This window comes from Bacteroides clarus YIT 12056 (assembly GCF_900129655.1).
GTDB lineage: Bacteria > Bacteroidota > Bacteroidia > Bacteroidales > Bacteroidaceae > Bacteroides > Bacteroides clarus.
Map to the genome: position 1 here is coordinate 54,929 of NZ_FQWK01000004.1, position 16,433 is coordinate 71,361.

Consider the following 16,433-nt stretch of genomic DNA (forward strand, 5'->3'; position numbering starts at 1 on the left):
ATTTAATCAAAATCGAGTTGATATGGCATTTGAAGCAACTAAGCGCGAATTGGGCGAGCTCTATACATTCTTCCGTCTGCTGGCGGACGGAAAAGTCTTTCCGGGTACTCCGAACGCCCAGAGAGAGGATAAAAAATGTTGGCCTGTGGCGCTGATACAGAGAGAGGAACATGACGGCACACGCCGCTATTATATCGGGGAAGAGGATGTACGCATTGTCAGCGGTACGGTGGAAAAGGACGGCACATTCACAGCGTCGGCAGAGAAAGAGGAGCTTTCGTTTCCCCGTGCGGACTTTGGCGACGCGGCGGAAATCATACTCCATCTGTTGAGAAATGAGCAAGGCGAGGAAGTGGAAGTCTCCGAAGGATTGGAAGCCTTTCTGGATGCTGTGAACATCTACGACCTGGAGTCCAAGACCGATGACCGTACAGACTTCTCCGTAGCTTTTTGGAGCGCGGACGCTCCGCTGACGGGATTTACCGTCCGCTGCCGTCTCGGCCGCATGAATCCTTTGCTGGACGGCGGGCGCACAGCCAACCTGAAGCTGGAGCAGAGCGGCGTGAAGTTTGCCGTGCCCACTGTGAACAAGGTGAACGCCTTGCCTGAATCGCCTGCGGAAGTTGCCGAACGCATGCTGATGATTGAGCGTCTGGGCGGTGTATTGAAGTATTCCGACGTTGCCGACCGCGTGTTCCGTTGCAACCTGCTGATGATAGACCTGCACTTTCCCCGTATGCTTGCCGAAATGGTGCGTATCATGCACCTGGACGGTATCACCCGTGTTGCCGAGCTGACGGAACGCATCAAGGAAATGAATCCCCTGAAGATAAAGGACGAACTGATAAACAAACACTGCTTCTACGAGTTCAAGATGAAACAGTTCTTGCTGGCGCTTGCGCTGGGCATGCGTCCGGCAAAGATTTACAACGGTACGGACTCTGCCGTGGAAGGGTTGTTGCTGACCAACGGAGACGGTGAAGTGCTCTGTTATCACAAGTCCGACAGACAGACGTTTGCCGACTTTCTCTACCGGAACACCCGTTTTGAAAAAGGCTCGGTGGATAAAGACAAATACGGCTTCCTGGAACGGGAGAACGGTGTGTATTATTTTAAGCTGAATGTAAAGATAGGGTTGCTGAAACGCTGACCCGATCATAGAATCGTAAAAACGAACGTACAATGTTGAACGAAGTATTGGAAAACATTAAGTCGCGCCGCAGCGTGCGCGCTTATACGGAACAACAGGTTTCCGCTGAAGATTTGAACCTTATACTGGAAGCGGCGACGTATGCTCCCAGCGGTATGAATTTCCAGACCTGGCATTTTACCGCCATTCAGGATGCCGCCGTACTGACCGAGCTGAATGAGAAGATAAAGGGCGCTTTTGCCAAGAGCGACGATGCCCGTCTGCAGGAACGCGGACACAGCCGGACTTACTGCTGCTATTATCATGCTCCCGCCTTGATTATCGTATCCAACGAACCGACCTGCTGGTGGGCGCCTATGGATTGCGCGTGCGCTTTGCAGAATATCTTCCTTGCCGCCAAGTCTTTAGGCATCGGCTCTTGCTGGATTAACCAATTGGGACAGACCTGTGACGATCCCGATGTGCGCGCTTTCCTTACCCAACTCGGTATTCCCGAGAATCATCGTGTGTACGGCTGTGCCGCTTTGGGCTATGCCTCTGCGGACGCTCCCGTGAAAGATAAGAAACTGGCGGAAGACACGGTTACTGTAATCCGCTGACGGTGCGGCACAGGCGGAGAGTACACTTTTATATCTCCGCCAGAATGTACCACACGGCGATGAGGTGGCAGGCAGACCCCGCCAATACGAAGAAATGAAACGCCGAGTGCATATAGCGCACGTTGCGTATGGAATACAACGCCGCACCGCCTATATAGCATACTCCTTCGGCGATAATCCAATAGCAGGAAGCGGGCGCGATGGCAAAGAGTTGTTTGAACACTACCAGCACGGACAGCCCCATAAGGATGTAGCACACCGTTTCCACATAGCTGTGTTCTTCCATCTTGCGGAAGCTGATGATAGTGCCTGCAACGGCGCATAGCCAGACAAAACAGAACAGTCCCCAGCCCCAGAGCCCCTCATCGCGTAAGGCGATCAGTGTAATGGGAGAGAAGCTTCCGGCGATATGCCAGTAGATAGCCGCGTGATCCCAATGGCGTAACCGCCGTTTCCACGGATTATGGTGCTTCAAGGAGTGGTAAAGGGTGGAAGACAAATAGGAACCGCCCATACCGAACAGGTAGAGCCACATACCGAGTATCGCCCACGGGTCTTGTGCCCGATAGCATTTCATCAGGAAGAATCCCCCGATAATAACTGCCATCGAGATGCCTATGCCGTGGGATAGGCTGTTGACGGTTTCTTCGCCTTTACTGTAAAAAAGGCCGTTTCTTTTTCTCTTGCGCGTTGTACTCATACACTTATTTGCGGTATAAAAGAAGAGAGGGTGTGTTTCGACACCCTCTCCCGATATTCTATTCAAAGCATCCGTAGCACGTTGGCAACAATTTGCGGTCGCCCAACGTATTGTCTACCCGTGCCACGTTCACCCAAAACTTGTTGTCGCGAACGCTTTCTATCGGATAGGCGGCTTTCTGCCGGGTATAACTGTGTTCCCATGCGTCGGCCACTACTTCATATTCGGGATGCGGAGCATTTATCAGCACGTTGTCCGTCTTGTCCGCTTCGCCGTTCTTCACTTCCTGAATTTCCTGCCAGATAGTGAGCATCACATGTACAAAGTTATCCAGCTCGGCAAGGCTTTCGCTCTCTGTCGGCTCTATCATCAGTGTGCCGTGAACGGGGAAGGAGAGGGTAGGCGCGTGATAGCCGTAGTCCATAAGGCGTTTGGCTATATCGTTTTCGCTGATGCCCGTTTCCTCGTGTACCTTGCGGCATTCCAATATCATTTCGTGTCCTACGAAACCCGTTGCTCCGCGATAGACGATACCGTAGGTGTCTTTGAAGCAGGCAGCCAGATAATTGGCGTTCAGAATGGCAGTCTTGGTGGCGCGTGTCAGCCCTTCCGTACCCATCATGCGGATATAGCCGTAGGTGATAGGCAGGATTCCCGCACTGCCGAAGGGAGCTCCCGATACTTGGTTGGCGGTATTGCCGAACAGTTCGTGACCCGGCAGGAACGGAACCAGATGTCCGGCTACGCAGATAGGACCTACGCCCGGTCCGCCACCGCCATGGGGAGAAGCGAATGTCTTGTGCAAGTTCAGGTGGCAGACATCGGCGCCGATAAATCCGGGGTTGGTCAAACCTACTTGGGCGTTCATGTTGGCGCCGTCCATATAAACCTGTGCGCCGCAGGCATGGATAATCTTGCAGATTTCCACGATTTCCGTTTCAAAGATGCCATGGGTGGACGGATAGGTAATCATTAGCGCGGCGAGGTCGGCCTTGTTCTCTTCGGCTTTGGCGCGCAGGTCGGCCATGTCGACATTCCCTTGTTCGTCGCAGGCGCAGGTGACCGTGGTGAAACCTGCCTGAACAGCCGAAGCGGGATTGGTGCCGTGAGCCGATGCGGGTATCAGCACCTTGTTGCGGTGCCCTTGTCCGATGCTTTCCAGATAGGCGCGGATTACGCGAAGTCCCGCATACTCTCCGGCGGCGCCGGAATTGGGTTGCAGGCTCACTCCGGCAAATCCGGTTATCACTTTCAGCTCTTCGCTGAGGTTGTGTATCAGTTCGCGGTAGCCCTCTGCCTGGTCTTCGGGAACGAGCGGGTGCATACCCATGAATTCCGGACGGCTGAGCGGCAGCATTTCGGCGGCGGCATTCAGCTTCATGGTACATGAGCCGAGGGAAATCATGGAGTGCGCCAATGAGATATCCTTGCGGTCCAGTCGCTTGATGTAACGTATCATTTCCGTTTCCGTATGGTATTTGTTGAATACCTCGTGCGTCAGGTAAGCGCTCTGGCGCCGGAAAGCTTCCGGAATGGTACGGCTTTCGGGGATGTCGGCGGCTTTGGTATAGTCTTTTCCGGCTGCGATGCCGAAAATGGAAAGAAGCACGTTGACGGCGGCCAGGTCTGTCGTTTCGTCGATGCTCATACCTACATCGCCGTTCTTGAAGTAGCGCAGGTTCACTTCCTTGCTCAGGGCGACGGTGCGCACTTGCTGCGCCGATACATTGTCGGGCAATGCGAAGCGGAGCGTGTCGAAGTACCGGGCGTTCACTTGCCTGTATCCTAATTTATCGATTTCCTGTTCCAGATATGCGGCGATGTTGTGAATGCGCTCTGCAATGGTGCGGATACCTTCCGGTCCGTGATATACGGCATAGAAACCGGCCATTGTGGCCAGCAGCGCCTGTGCGGTACAGATGTTGGAAGTCGCTTTCTCGCGTTTGATGTGTTGCTCGCGGGTTTGCAGCGCCATGCGGTAACACGGCTTTCCGTATTTGTCTTTAGACCAGCCGATGATACGTCCCGGCATATTGCGCTTGTACTCGTCGCGTGTGGCGAAGTAAGCGGCCGACGGGCCGCCGTAGAACATCGGCGTGCCCAGTCGTTGGGTAGTTCCGAATACGATGTCCGCTCCCCATTCTCCCGGCGGGGTGAGCAGGGCGAGGCTCAGTATATCGGCGGCCACAGCCACTTTACAGCCTGCGGCATGCGCTTTTTCCACAAAAGCGCGGTAGTCTTCTATATTTCCGTTGGCGTCCGGGTACTGCAATATGCAGGCGAAGATGTCCGGAGCCGGTTCCAGTTCATTGTATTTACCCGTCCGTATCTCGATGCCCTGCGGGATGGCGCGGGTGGTGATGACAGCCAGTGTTTGCGGGAATACGTTTTCGTCCACAAACACGACGTTGGCTCCCGCCTTCTGCATATCGCGCGGACGCAGCGCGTACATCATCGTAACGGCTTCCGCGGCGGCGGTCGCTTCATCCAGCAGGGAGCAGTTGGCAAGAGGCATGCCGGTAAGGTCGCAAACGGCGGTTTGGAAATTCAGCAGGGCTTCCAGCCGTCCCTGCGACACTTCCGTCTGATAAGGCGTATAGGAGGTGTACCAAACGGGATTCTCGAATACGTTGCGCTGGATTACGGCAGGCGTAATGGTGTTGTACCAACCCATGCCGATATAGGTAGCGTATAGCTTATTTTTAGCTGCCAGTTCCGCTATGTGCTGTCCGAACTCATATTCGGTCAAGGCTTCGGGCAAAGCCAGCGGTTCTTTCAGACGGATATCGGCAGGAATGGTTTTATCAATCAGTTCGTCCAGACTTGCCACGCCGATTTTGCGGAGCATCTGTTCTTCATCCTTCTTGCTGATGCCGATGTGGCGGTCAGCCAACAGGTCGTTTTTCATACGTACTATATTATTTAAAGTTATTACCTATCTAAAGAACGGGTTCTCCGCCTTTTCTATGCCGATGGTCGTAGGCGCTCCGTGCCCCGGATAGACAATCGTTTCATTGGGGAGTATGAACAGGCGGCTGCATATATGTTCTATCAGTTCGTCGAAGTTGCCGCCGGCGAGGTCGGCACGGCCGATGCTGCCTTGAAACAGTACATCGCCGGAGAACATGCAATGGTCTGCCGCGCAATAGTACACCAGACTGCCCGGCGAGTGTCCCGGCACATGGATGGCTTCCAGTTCCGTATTGCCGAAGGTGATGATGTCGCCGTCGTGCAGGTAAGTACCCAACGGTACGGGCGGTTCCTGCAACTGGAAACCGAACATACGGCTCTGCTTGGGCGCTTCGTCAATCCAGAACTCGTCGGCTTGGTTGGCTTCCGCCTTCAGTCCGAACTCTTTCAGCATGAAAGGGTTTCCGAAGATGTGGTCCAGGTGCAGGTGCGTGTTCAGCAGGTGCTTTACATTCAGCTCGTTGTGTATGATAAAGTTCTTTAAAGCCTGTTTCTCCTCTTCGTAGAAGCAACCGGGGTCGATGACTACGGCTTCGTTGGTTTCGTCCCACAGTACATAGCAGTTCTCCGGGAACATATTAAATTCAAATCTCTTTATCTTCATGATACTATATTTACTGTAATAGATTCTTTCTTCAGACTGTTACGTACACCGCTTTCTTTGTTTCGAAGAACTCTTCCCCGAAGAACTCCTTCAAGTCCCACATCGTAGTCTTGTTTCTGACGGGCATCGCCTCTTTCTCCAGTTCGCCGCCTTTCAGGCAGATAAGTCCGTTGGGCAGTGCGTTCCGCTGTTTGGGGGAGATATTCTTGCGGATGATTTTCAATAAATCGGTAAGGGGCATTACGGCACGGCTCACCACGAAGTCGAACAGTTGCTTTTCTTCTTCGGCGCGTGCATGACGGGTGGTTACGTTTTTCAGCCCGATGCTGCCCGCTACTTCGGTGGCTACGCGTACTTTCTTGCCGATGCTGTCCACCAGGTGGAACTGCACTTCGGGGAAAAGTATGGCCAGCGGAATTCCCGGGAATCCGCCCCCTGTGCCCAAGTCCATGATTTTCGTACCCGGGGCGAAGCGGATTACTTTGGCTATGCCCAGGGAGTGGAGAACGTGGTGTTCGTAGAGGTTTCCGATATCTTTACGTGAAATGACGTTTATTTTAGAGTTCCAGTCCGTATAGAGGTTGTAGAGCGCGGCGAATTGCCCTTTCTGTTCTTCTGTCAGGTCCGGAAAGTACTTCAGGATGAGTTCCATTGTTGGGTTATGAGTTATAAGTTATGGGTTATGGGTTGCGCAGGTCGTTCAGCGCCATTGTTTCGTCGCTCAGCAGGTGCTGCATCATTTCGTACGGCAATGTTATCTTTACAGGTCCCATTACATAGGGAGCGATGTCGTATACATTATAATAGAACGTGATGCCGTCCTTGCTCAGATAGAAGTTCTCGGTCGGCGTCAGGTCGCCGGTAGTGACGTATCCCATATCTTCCAGTTCCTGACGGGTGGCTACCTTATTGTCGGCCATGAGCTGGTTCCACAAGAGGTCGGTGAGCTGTTCCTTGTAGTCGTTCACAAACAAGTCGTCCAGGCGGATGGGAGCCAGGGTACGCAGGTCGAGGTTGAGGAAAGTGGACATGTAGATGCCGTGTGCGCCGCCGGTATATTCGTTGTAGTCTATACGGTAGACGAGCAGATGTCCGGTGTACAGTTGCACGTGGCTTTCGATACCTTTATAATAGGAGTACCATGCTCCCATGTCTTCGGCGTTCTCCTTGTCCTGTTCGTCTTTCCTGTACATCGGTTCCAGGTCTTTGCGGTAGTCGCCGACGTACTTTTCGGTGTACTTCTTTACGGCTTCTTCGGTAGTCATGCCCATGTACTTCTCGCCGAAGCAGGCGGAAAGGAAATAGGTGTTCAGACTGTCCTTCATCTTCTCGTCGGCCGACCGGGAAGCGTATGTAAGGTTGATGATGAGGTTGCATGCCGGTTTGGCGGTATCACCGAAGAGGTGGGCGGTTTCGTTCACTTGTATGCTGTCGAACTCCAGCGCTCCGGCGTTTTTGTTCATGATGTTACCGCAAGAAAAGAAAAAGCCGCTTGCCGCAAGCAGAAGGACAAGTAGGCTGACAGTTTGCTTTTTCATATCGAGTTTCATTTATAAATCAACATTTCATTCGGGAATCTTTATCGACAAATATAGAACTTATTAACGAACTCCACACATAAAAAAGGAAAAATTAATTCCTGCGAACGGTTAAAACTTTCTATCTTTGCCGCCGTCTATGAAGAGGCTCCGTTACATATTCGCCATATTGATATCCTCACTTATTATCATAAGTGGGGCGGGAGTTTCCATTATCCATTATTGCTGTTCGGGATGCCGGATGGAGCAACGCTGCTGCACGTCCGGTTGTTCGGAATGTGAGAAGGCGCACTACGCGTCGCAGGAAACCTGTAAAGATACGGGCTGTACCACCGTTCACTACAAAGTGGATGTGGTGAAGCATGTGCAGGAAGCGTCTTCGACAGTACCCGTATGCACGCTGTACTGCGAGCAGTTGCCGCAGTTCGGTTGCCTGTTGCCGGTGGAACTGCCGGTGACCGGAACGCAAGTCTATTCACCGCCGAGATATTGCGGTTCCAGGCATTATCTGGCGCTTTATTCCACACTGCTTATTTAGAGAGACATCCTTGCGGGACGGCGTTTGTTTCCTGCCGGGGAACGGTCTGTTCCTCACCGTGAAACATGTTGTTCCCTGCCGGGGAACGATACGTTTCATCCCATGGAACAAACAGTTTCATCCCGCGGAACGAATCGTTTCACCTCACGGGATTGGTATTTTCATCTCGTAAGACGGATATTTCCATCCCGTGAGGCGAATAATTGCTATGATTATCCGCAATGACGCCTTTATTATCATTTACGGGCGCCATGCCGGATAACCGTTTATTTGTTTTATTGTCACATTTCAAAATAAGAAAGAATCAGATATGAAATATATATGGTTAATGTTGCTGTTCTTCCCCTTTATCACTTTGCGGGCGCAGGTAAAGGGAACGGTAAAAGATAATCTCGGTGAACCGGTTGCCGGAGCCAACCTTTTCTGGATGGGAACGACACAGGGCGCCACCACCTCTGCCGACGGGAGCTTCTCCCTCGCAAAGCCTGCCGGTAAGCACATGCTGGTAGTCAGCTTCATCGGTTTCGAGAACGATACGATACATGTGAACGGACGTGATGAAACGCTCGACATAGTTCTTCGCGAAGGGGTGGAACTGAGCGAAGTCAATGTTGTCAGCCGTAAGCTCGGAACCATGAAACTGCGGAGCAGCGTGATGAATGAGGATATGATAAGCAGCGCCGAACTGACCCGCGCCGCCTGTTGCAACCTCGGAGAGAGTTTCGTAACCAACCCTTCGGTGGACGTGACCTATTCCGATGCCGCTACGGGCGCCAAGCAAATCAAGCTGTTAGGATTGTCCGGCACTTACGTACAGATGATGACGGAAAACATTCCCAACTTTCGGGGAGTGGCCGCTCCGTACGGGCTGGGCTATGTGCCCGGCCCGTGGATGCAAAGCATACAGGTGAGCAAGGGCAGCGCATCCGTCAAAAACGGTTACGAGGCCATCACCGGGCAAATCAATGTGGAGTTCAAGAAGCCGCAATTGCCCGAAGCCGACTGGCTCTCCGTCAATCTTTTCGGCAGCACCACCAACCGTTACGAAGCCAATGCGGACGCCACGGTGAAACTCTCCAAGCGTTGGAGCACTTCTTTGCTGGCGCATTACGAAAACGAAACCAAAGCCCACGACAGCAACGATGACGGCTTTGCCGATATTCCGCAGGTGAAGCAGTACAACGTATGGAACCGCTGGGCGTATATGGGCGACCGTTACGTTTTCCAGGCAGGCATCAAAGCCTTGTCCGAAGACCGCAACAGCGGGCAGGTGAGCCATGGCGGCAGCCATTCGGCCGACCCCTACAAAATATCCATCGGAACCGACCGTTACGAGGCGTTCACCAAAAACGCTTATATCTTCGATAAGGAGAAGAATACCAATCTGGCGCTCATCCTTTCCGGCTCTCTGCACAAGCAGGATGCCGTGTACGGACGTAAGCTGTACGATGTAGACCAGCACAACGCTTACGCGTCCCTTTTGTTCGAGACGGAACTCGGCAAGCGTCACAGCCTGTCTGCGGGACTGAGTTTCAACTACGATTCCTACAATCAGCATTATCGGCTGACGAACGATGCGGAGCAACCTCTTACGAGGCAGTTCGTAAAGGAAGCCGTTCCGGGAGCGTATGTGCAGTACACCTATAATCTGGATGATAAACTTATCCTTATGTGCGGTATTCGCGGTGACCGCAGCAGCGAGTACGGTTGCTTTGTCACGCCCCGTTTCCACGTAAAGTACAATCCCAACGAATACGCGCACTTCCGTCTTTCCGCCGGAAAAGGGTATCGCACCAATCATGTCCTTGCCGAGAACAATTACCTCTTGGCAAGCAGCCGCCGTATAGACATCGCCCGTAACCTCGACCAGGATGAGGCTTGGAACTACGGAGCGAGCGCTTCCTTTTACGTCCCTTTGTTCGGCAAAACGCTGAACTTGAATGCGGAGTATTACTACACGGACTTCCTCAAGCAGGTAGTGGTGGATATGGATACCGACCCGCATGCCGTTTTGTTCTACAACCTCGGCGGGCGGTCGTATTCGCAGGTGTTCCAGGTGGAAGCCACTTATCCGTTCTTCCCGGGATTCACCCTCACGGCAGCCTATCGCTGGACGGATGCCAAGACCACCTACGACGGGCAGTTGCGGGAAAAGCCGCTTACCGGCAAGTACAAAGGACTGCTTACCGCTTCGTATCAGACTCCGCTGGGCTTGTGGCAGTTCGACGCGACCTTGCAGCTGAACGGTGGCGGCCGTATGCCGACCCCTTACGAACAGGGAGACGGCGCGTGGTCGTGGGAACACCGCTATAACGGCTTTGAGCAGCTAAGCGCACAGGTCACCCGCTACTTCCGCAACTGGTCTGTCTATGTCGGCGGGGAAAACCTTACCAACTTCAAGCAGAAGAATCCCATTATCGACGCTTCCGATCCGTGGGGAAGCAATTTCGATGCCACCATGGTGTGGGGTCCGATGCATGGGGCAAAGGCGTATGTAGGCGTACGCTTCAATATTCCACGGATATAGCGGTTAATCAAAGAGATATGAACAGTGAAAACTAATTAAAAGAAAACATCATGAAAACAAGAAAGATTTGCATCGCCCTTGCGGCCGTATTGCTGAGCGCAACGACAGTCGTGGCCAAAGACCTGCGCACCGTAGTGTTCAAAGTGTCACAGATGACGTGCGAGAACTGTGTGAAAAAGATAAACAGCAATATCCGTTTCGAGAAAGGGCTGAAAAAGTTCGATACGGACTTGAAGACCAAAACGGTGACCATCACGTACGATGCCGACAAGACCGATATTGAAAAACTGAAAGAGGGTTTCAGAAAGTTCCATTACGAAGCCGAGTTTGTGAAAGAGAGCAAGCAGGGCGATAAGAAGTAATTGAACAAACGGCTCATTCCGGTTGTTGCTTTAGTGGATTCAGAGTAACAACCCCCTAAAATATAGAATGGAATGAGCAATATATTGAAGAAGGTATGTCCCGCGCAGGAATTACACTGCGCGGAATATGCCGATAGTATGGAAAGATGCAACATGGAAGAACGCAACAGGCAGTACCGCAGTCTGAAGATGCAGGCTGTCGGCGCGTGGCTGCTGGCCGTTCCGTTGTTGCTGCTTTCCATATTCGGTAATTATGTGTCCTATGGCAGCGAGATACAATTGCCGCTGGCCGCACTTGCGCTGCTGTTTCTGGGAACATCTTTTTATACGGATGCCTGGAAACGGCTCCGTGAGGGACGCGCCACCATGGACACGCTGATTGCTTTCAGCGCTTCCGTAGCTTTTCTTTTCAGCTTGTTCAACACGTTCTTTCCGGACTACTGGCATGACGCGGGACTTCAACCGCACGTTTATTACGAAGTGACCGTACTGATTGTCGCAGTGGGGCTGACCGGTAAAGTGTTCCGGTTCCTGCCCGAAGAACTGCATGGTGAAGACCGCATAGCCAATATCATCTTTCCCGTGCTGACGGGAACGGCGGTTGCCGTGTTTTTTATCTGGATATTGTTCGGCGGTGTGGAAGCCGTGCCGCATGCGCTCTATTCGGTTATTTCCATTTTCATTGTCGCTTGTCCGTGCGCGTTGGGCTTGATAACACCGGTCGCGCTGATGCGCGGGATAGGCAGAGCCGCCGATATGCATATCTGGATAAAGGATTCCCTCGCTTTGGAACGGCTGAACAAGGCCGATGTGGTGGTCTTTGACAAGACCGGGACGCTGACCGAGGGACATCCCACCGTTACGGCTTGGTTGTGGGCGCAGTACCAGGAAGAATATTTTAAGATGGTGCTGCTGGCTGCGGAAATGAACTCGTCCAATTCGCTGGCGGCCGCCATCACCGCCGCCCTGCGGGAAGAGCAGATTACGCCCGCCCGTTTGGACGGCTGCGAGATTCTGAAAGGAAAAGGGATGAAAGCCGCCTATAAGGGTATGGAGTATTGGGTGGGCAGCCATAAGCTGTTGAAGGATTATCAGGTTTACCTGTCCGACGTGCTGGGCGATATGCTGGTGGAGTATGAGTCCGAGGGAAACAGCATCGTTTACTTCGGTCGTGAGGGTGAGCTGCTCGCCATAATTGCCGTTAAAGACCAGTTGAAAGTCACTGCGCTCGGTGTGGTGAAAGAGCTCAGAGGGCAGGAACTCGATATTTGTCTGCTGACGGGCGACGGCGAACGTACCGCTTCGACCATAGCGGGGAAGCTGGGTATCATCCGCTATCTGTCCGATGCCCTGCCGGACGACAAGGAGACTTTTATCCGCGAGCTCCGGTTGCAGGGAAAGACGGTCGTTATGGTGGGCGACGGCATCAATGACGTGCAGGCGCTGGCGGGTGCGGATGTCAGTATCGCCATGGGCGGCTATGCCGACGATACGCTGACGGATGAAGCCATGATAGTGATGAAATCTTCCGATTTGCAGTCGCTGCCCAAGTTGTTCGGCCTGTCGCGCCATACGCTCCGGCTGATGCGCCAGAACTCGTTCTGGGTGATAATCTATCATCTGGCAGGCGTATTGATAGCCGCGGGCATCCTTTATCCGGTGTACGGAATACTGTTGACGCCCATGCTGGCCGCAATAGCCATAGTGCTCTCCTGCGTAACGCTGATGAGAGGGTAGGTCAGCTGTTCCTGTATTCCAGCGGGCTCATTCCCATGTGTCTCTTGAAGTACTTGCCGAAGAACGAGGCGCTGGGGAAGTTCAGCGAGTAGGCGATTTCCTGAATGGTCATGTCGGTGGATTTCAATTTGGCTTTTATGTCGATGATGACGACATGCGCAATGATGTCCAGCACGTTTTTCCCGGTCACCAGTTTGATGGTGGTGCTGAGGTGTTGCAGGGATATGCCCAGCTTTTCGGCATAGAACTGCGCGCGGCGTTCGGTGGTGTAGTTTTCGATAACCAGCTGTATGAACTCACGGCAGATTTCCTCTTTCCGGCTTTTAATCCTGTTTTGGGAGTCCGGACGGTTGCTGTATAACTCGTTGACACCGTAGAGAAGCGTGTCCAGCACGTTCTGCGCCATTCGCGTTTTGGGCATGTACGGTCCGGTGGAAACGCGTGCCAGCAATGCGAAGTAGTCCCTGAAGTAAGAGGCGACGGTTTCGTTGAGCGGTATCACGGGAGCTTCTATAATCTTGGAGTACGAGCTCATGGTGGATTGGATGATGTTGACTCCGTTGAGACAATGCTCGGAGAACCCGGCAAAACCTATCCGCACCTTTTCTTTCTGTCCGTGAAACTGGATGATGGTGCCGGGAAGGAGTGTCACAAAGTCGCCTTGTTTGATTTCGGTGTCCATCAGGTTGATGGATACCGTAATGGAACCTTCGGTGCACAATGCGAAGATACATGCCTTCAGACGGCATGATTGCTTGTATATGTTCAGAATATCTTCTGTTACATCCGTCCATGCAATCAGGTCTACGGGGAGATCGACTTGGGGAAATTCCATAAGTGTTGTCGTTTTTGGTCTGCACAAAGTTACGCTTTTTTGCTGAAAAATATCGAAAAACTTGCAATCGGACAGGGATTTTTTTAATTTTAATTGTTATTAAAGTTAAGAGTGTTAATCTTATAACAGATAGAACTATGAAACAATACCGCAAACTTTTCTTCCTCGGATTTATATGCGCCGCGTGGCCGGTGTCGTACGCGCAGGCGCAGGATGTGTCGGCCGGCGTTCCCGACTCATTGCTCACCATAGGATATACCGTGGGGCATACCCGTAATATATCTTCCCTTGTGGAGAGTTTCACCGGCAAACAGCTGAAAGCAGACCAGATAACCAATCCGCTGGAAGCCATCTACGGCAAAGTGCCCGGCCTTACCATACAGCGCACTGCCAACGGTACGGCCGCTTTGGATGCCGTACGCCTGCGCGGCACTACCTCGCTGACCAGCGGCAACGACCCGCTGATTATCATCGACGGCGTATTCGGCGATATTTCGATGCTTACATCCGTTTATCCTACGGACATAGAGAGCTTCACTATCCTGAAGGATGCTTCCGAAACGGCGCAGTACGGTTCGCGGGGTGCATCCGGCGTCATCGAGATAACGACCAAGAAAGGAGTGAAGGGTAAGACGAGGGTAAGCTATAACGGCAGTTTCGGCGTGGCATCTGTCTATAAGAGCCTGAAAATGCTGTCGGCGGATGAATTCCGCAAAGTGGCGGAGCAGACGGGCGTTTCCATTATCGACAAGGGGAACAATACCGACTTCCGGAAAGAGATACAGCAGACGGGATTCCAACAAGACCATCATATCGCTTTTTACGGCGGACGGGATGAGTCGAGCTATCGTGTGTCATTGGGCTATATGAGCCGGGAAGGGGTGATTGTCAACGAAAACATGAGGAATTTTACATCGAACATGAACATGACGCAGAGCCTGTTCAACGGTTTCATCCGGTGCGATGTCGGCATGTTCGGTTCGGTGCAGAACAACCGCAATCTGGTGGACGAGCAAAAGACTTTCTATTCGGCGGCTGCCTTTAACCCGACCTTTCCCAATCATAAAAACGGGGACGGCTCTTGGGACGGCGTGACGAACGCCAGCCAGATAACCAATCCGCTGGCATGGATGGAAGTGAAGGATAAAGAGTCCGTTTCGCGTATCAGCACGCATGCCAAGCTGTTGCTGAACTTCACGCCTGACCTGAAGATGCGGCTGTTCGGTTCGTACTCGTATAATATGGTGGAGAACTCCCAATATCTGCCTACCGGCGTATGGGCGCACGGACAGGCGTATAGAGGCGTGCGCAAGTCGGAGTCGTTGGTGGGCAATGCCATGCTGACCTACCGGAAGCGTTTGAAGCGTCACTTCATTGATGCGTTGGCGCTGGCGGAAGTGCAGGAAGAGAAGTTTTCCGGCTTCTATACGACGGTCACCAATTTCAGTTCCGATTTATTCGGCTTTGATAATTTGCAGGCGGGCGCGCTGCGCCCGTGGGAAGGGACGAACTCTTATTACGAGCGTACCCGTTTGCTTTCTTTCATGGGACGTGCCAACTACACCTATGCCGACCGCTATGTGCTGACGGTGAATGCCCGTGCGGACGCCTCTTCCAAATTCGGCGACAATCATAAATGGGGCTTTTTCCCTTCGGTATCGGCGGCCTGGAATGTGACGGAAGAGGATTTCATGAAGCGGTTTCCGCTGGTCAATAATCTGAAAGTACGTGTGGGCTACGGTCTGGCGGGTAATCAGAGCGGGATAAACTCGTACACGACCTTGCGTCTGGCGCAGCCCAACGGGGTAGTGCCTGTGGGCAGCGCTCCTGTGGTGTCCTTGAGCGAATTGAGAAATACGAATCCCGATTTGAAATGGGAAGTGAAGCATAACTTCAATGCCGGTTTTGATTTGGCGCTGTTTGCCAACCGGCTGCTGTTCTCGGTGAATTATTACCTCTCCAAGACTACCGACATGCTGTATATGTATAATGTCAGCGTGCCGCCGTTTACTTATAATACGCTGGTGGCAAATATCGGCTCGATGCGCAACAGCGGCGTAGAAATCGCGGTAGGGGTTACTCCCCTGAAAACGAAAGATATGGAGCTGAACATTAATGCGAACGTGTCTTTCCAACAGAACAAACTGCTTTCGTTGAGCGGCGTTTACAATGGCGAACGCATTGCGGCCGCCGAATACAAGAGCATCTCCAGCCTGGACGGCGCGGGTTTTCATGGCGGGTATAATCATATAGCTTACCAGATTGTGGGGCAACCGCTCGGCGTGTTCTATCTTCCTCATAGCACGGGGCTGGTGTCGGACGGAAACGGCGGATATAAATACGGTGTAGCCGATTTGAACGGAAACGGTATCAGTCTGGAAGACGGCGAAGACCGCTACATTGCCGGGCAGGCTGTACCCAAAGCAACGGTAGGCTCCAATATCAGTTTCCGCTACAAGGATTTCGATTTGTCGGTACAGATAAACGGGGCGTTCGGGCATAAGATATACAACGGCACTTCACTTACGTATATGAATATGGGTATCTTTCCCGACTATAACGTGATGAAAGGCGCTCCGCAAGTCAATATCAAAGACCAGACCGCAACCGACTACTGGCTGGAAAGGGGCGATTATGTGAACTTCGACTATGTAACGGCAGGCTGGAATGTTCCGTTGCGGGGTACGAAGAGGTATGTTCAGAACTTGCGTCTGACCTTTACGGTGAACAACCTTGCCACCATCACCGGCTATTCGGGGCTTTCGCCGATGATAAACAGCGCTACGGTGAACGGCACTTTGGGATTGGACGACAAACGGAACTATCCGCTTGCCCGAACCTATACATTGGGATTGAGTATTAATTTCTAAAGG

The 16,433-nt window shown here is 52.5% G+C and carries 13 protein-coding genes; 7 read left to right on the top strand and 6 right to left on the bottom strand.

The features are described 5' to 3' along the window. Positions 1-22: 22 nt before the first annotated feature. Positions 23-1,150 (top strand): HpaII family restriction endonuclease, encoded by a 1,128-nt coding sequence (locus BUB52_RS07540; protein ID WP_039950385.1) that lies wholly within the window; start codon positions 23-25, stop codon positions 1,148-1,150. A 32-nt stretch (positions 1,151-1,182) separates the two neighbouring features. Continuing rightward, positions 1,183-1,749 carry a nitroreductase family protein gene (locus BUB52_RS07545; RefSeq protein WP_009121185.1) on the top strand — a complete coding sequence of 189 codons (567 nt, stop codon included), beginning with the start codon at positions 1,183-1,185 and terminating at the stop codon, positions 1,747-1,749. 28 nt (positions 1,750-1,777) lie between these two features. Here BUB52_RS07545 and trhA read toward each other — a convergent pair whose 3' ends face one another. From trhA to BUB52_RS07570, 5 genes are read right to left on the bottom strand one after another with little or no spacing between them, the layout of a single operon-like run. Further along, entirely contained in the window at positions 1,778-2,449 is a 672-nt protein-coding gene (gene trhA / locus BUB52_RS07550; protein WP_009121184.1) for a PAQR family membrane homeostasis protein TrhA, read from the bottom strand. A 58-nt stretch (positions 2,450-2,507) separates the two neighbouring features. Beyond that, the gene (gcvP, locus tag BUB52_RS07555; protein ID WP_009121183.1) at positions 2,508-5,357 is read right to left on the bottom strand and encodes an aminomethyl-transferring glycine dehydrogenase; all 2,850 of its coding nucleotides are present in this window, start codon (positions 5,355-5,357) and stop codon (positions 2,508-2,510) included. Between the two features lie 27 nt (positions 5,358-5,384). Beyond that, positions 5,385-6,023: an MBL fold metallo-hydrolase gene (locus BUB52_RS07560; RefSeq protein WP_009121182.1), complete on the bottom strand. Its 639-nt coding sequence runs from the start codon at positions 6,021-6,023 to the stop codon at positions 5,385-5,387. Between the two features lie 31 nt (positions 6,024-6,054). Beyond that, positions 6,055-6,675, bottom strand: a complete 621-nt coding sequence (gene rsmG / locus BUB52_RS07565; protein WP_009121181.1) for a 16S rRNA (guanine(527)-N(7))-methyltransferase RsmG — start codon at positions 6,673-6,675, stop codon at positions 6,055-6,057. Between the two features lie 28 nt (positions 6,676-6,703). Continuing rightward, entirely contained in the window at positions 6,704-7,561 is an 858-nt protein-coding gene (locus tag BUB52_RS07570) for a DUF3298 and DUF4163 domain-containing protein (RefSeq protein ID WP_039950433.1), read from the bottom strand. A 139-nt stretch (positions 7,562-7,700) separates the two neighbouring features. Here BUB52_RS07570 and BUB52_RS07575 point away from each other — a divergent pair, with 139 nt between their 5' ends. From BUB52_RS07575 to BUB52_RS07590, 4 genes are all read left to right on the top strand, one after another. Continuing rightward, complete coding sequence (locus BUB52_RS07575) at positions 7,701-8,099, top strand: hypothetical protein (protein ID WP_039950383.1); 399 nt, start codon at positions 7,701-7,703, stop codon at positions 8,097-8,099. A gap of 310 nt (positions 8,100-8,409) precedes the next feature. Beyond that, the gene (locus BUB52_RS07580; RefSeq protein ID WP_009121178.1) at positions 8,410-10,626 is read left to right on the top strand and encodes a TonB-dependent receptor; all 2,217 of its coding nucleotides are present in this window, start codon (positions 8,410-8,412) and stop codon (positions 10,624-10,626) included. A gap of 50 nt (positions 10,627-10,676) precedes the next feature. Further along, on the top strand, positions 10,677-10,988 hold the full coding sequence (locus tag BUB52_RS07585; RefSeq protein WP_009121177.1) for a heavy-metal-associated domain-containing protein: 312 nt from the start codon (positions 10,677-10,679) through the stop codon (positions 10,986-10,988). Between the two features lie 72 nt (positions 10,989-11,060). Then, a complete protein-coding gene (locus tag BUB52_RS07590; RefSeq protein ID WP_009121176.1) occupies positions 11,061-12,725 on the top strand; it encodes an HAD-IC family P-type ATPase in 1,665 nt (554 codons plus the stop codon). 1 nt (position 12,726) lies between these two features. Here BUB52_RS07590 and BUB52_RS07595 read toward each other — a convergent pair whose 3' ends face one another. Next, complete coding sequence (locus tag BUB52_RS07595; protein WP_009121175.1) at positions 12,727-13,560, bottom strand: helix-turn-helix domain-containing protein; 834 nt, start codon at positions 13,558-13,560, stop codon at positions 12,727-12,729. 137 nt (positions 13,561-13,697) lie between these two features. Here BUB52_RS07595 and BUB52_RS07600 point away from each other — a divergent pair, with 137 nt between their 5' ends. Then, positions 13,698-16,430 (top strand): SusC/RagA family TonB-linked outer membrane protein, encoded by a 2,733-nt coding sequence (locus BUB52_RS07600; protein ID WP_009121174.1) that lies wholly within the window; start codon positions 13,698-13,700, stop codon positions 16,428-16,430. Positions 16,431-16,433 lie beyond the last annotated feature (3 nt).

Coding starts and splice junctions, on each gene's coding strand:
- BUB52_RS07540 (WP_039950385.1), top strand. CDS start 23: ATGGCATTTGAAGCAACTAAGCGCGAATTGGGCGAGCTCTATACATTC.
- BUB52_RS07545 (WP_009121185.1), top strand. CDS start 1,183: ATGTTGAACGAAGTATTGGAAAACATTAAGTCGCGCCGCAGCGTGCGC.
- trhA (WP_009121184.1), bottom strand. CDS start 2,449: ATGAGTACAACGCGCAAGAGAAAAAGAAACGGCCTTTTTTACAGTAAA.
- gcvP (WP_009121183.1), bottom strand. CDS start 5,357: ATGAAAAACGACCTGTTGGCTGACCGCCACATCGGCATCAGCAAGAAG.
- BUB52_RS07560 (WP_009121182.1), bottom strand. CDS start 6,023: ATGAAGATAAAGAGATTTGAATTTAATATGTTCCCGGAGAACTGCTAT.
- rsmG (WP_009121181.1), bottom strand. CDS start 6,675: ATGGAACTCATCCTGAAGTACTTTCCGGACCTGACAGAAGAACAGAAA.
- BUB52_RS07570 (WP_039950433.1), bottom strand. CDS start 7,561: ATGAAAAAGCAAACTGTCAGCCTACTTGTCCTTCTGCTTGCGGCAAGC.
- BUB52_RS07575 (WP_039950383.1), top strand. CDS start 7,701: ATGAAGAGGCTCCGTTACATATTCGCCATATTGATATCCTCACTTATT.
- BUB52_RS07580 (WP_009121178.1), top strand. CDS start 8,410: ATGAAATATATATGGTTAATGTTGCTGTTCTTCCCCTTTATCACTTTG.
- BUB52_RS07585 (WP_009121177.1), top strand. CDS start 10,677: ATGAAAACAAGAAAGATTTGCATCGCCCTTGCGGCCGTATTGCTGAGC.
- BUB52_RS07590 (WP_009121176.1), top strand. CDS start 11,061: ATGAGCAATATATTGAAGAAGGTATGTCCCGCGCAGGAATTACACTGC.
- BUB52_RS07595 (WP_009121175.1), bottom strand. CDS start 13,560: ATGGAATTTCCCCAAGTCGATCTCCCCGTAGACCTGATTGCATGGACG.
- BUB52_RS07600 (WP_009121174.1), top strand. CDS start 13,698: ATGAAACAATACCGCAAACTTTTCTTCCTCGGATTTATATGCGCCGCG.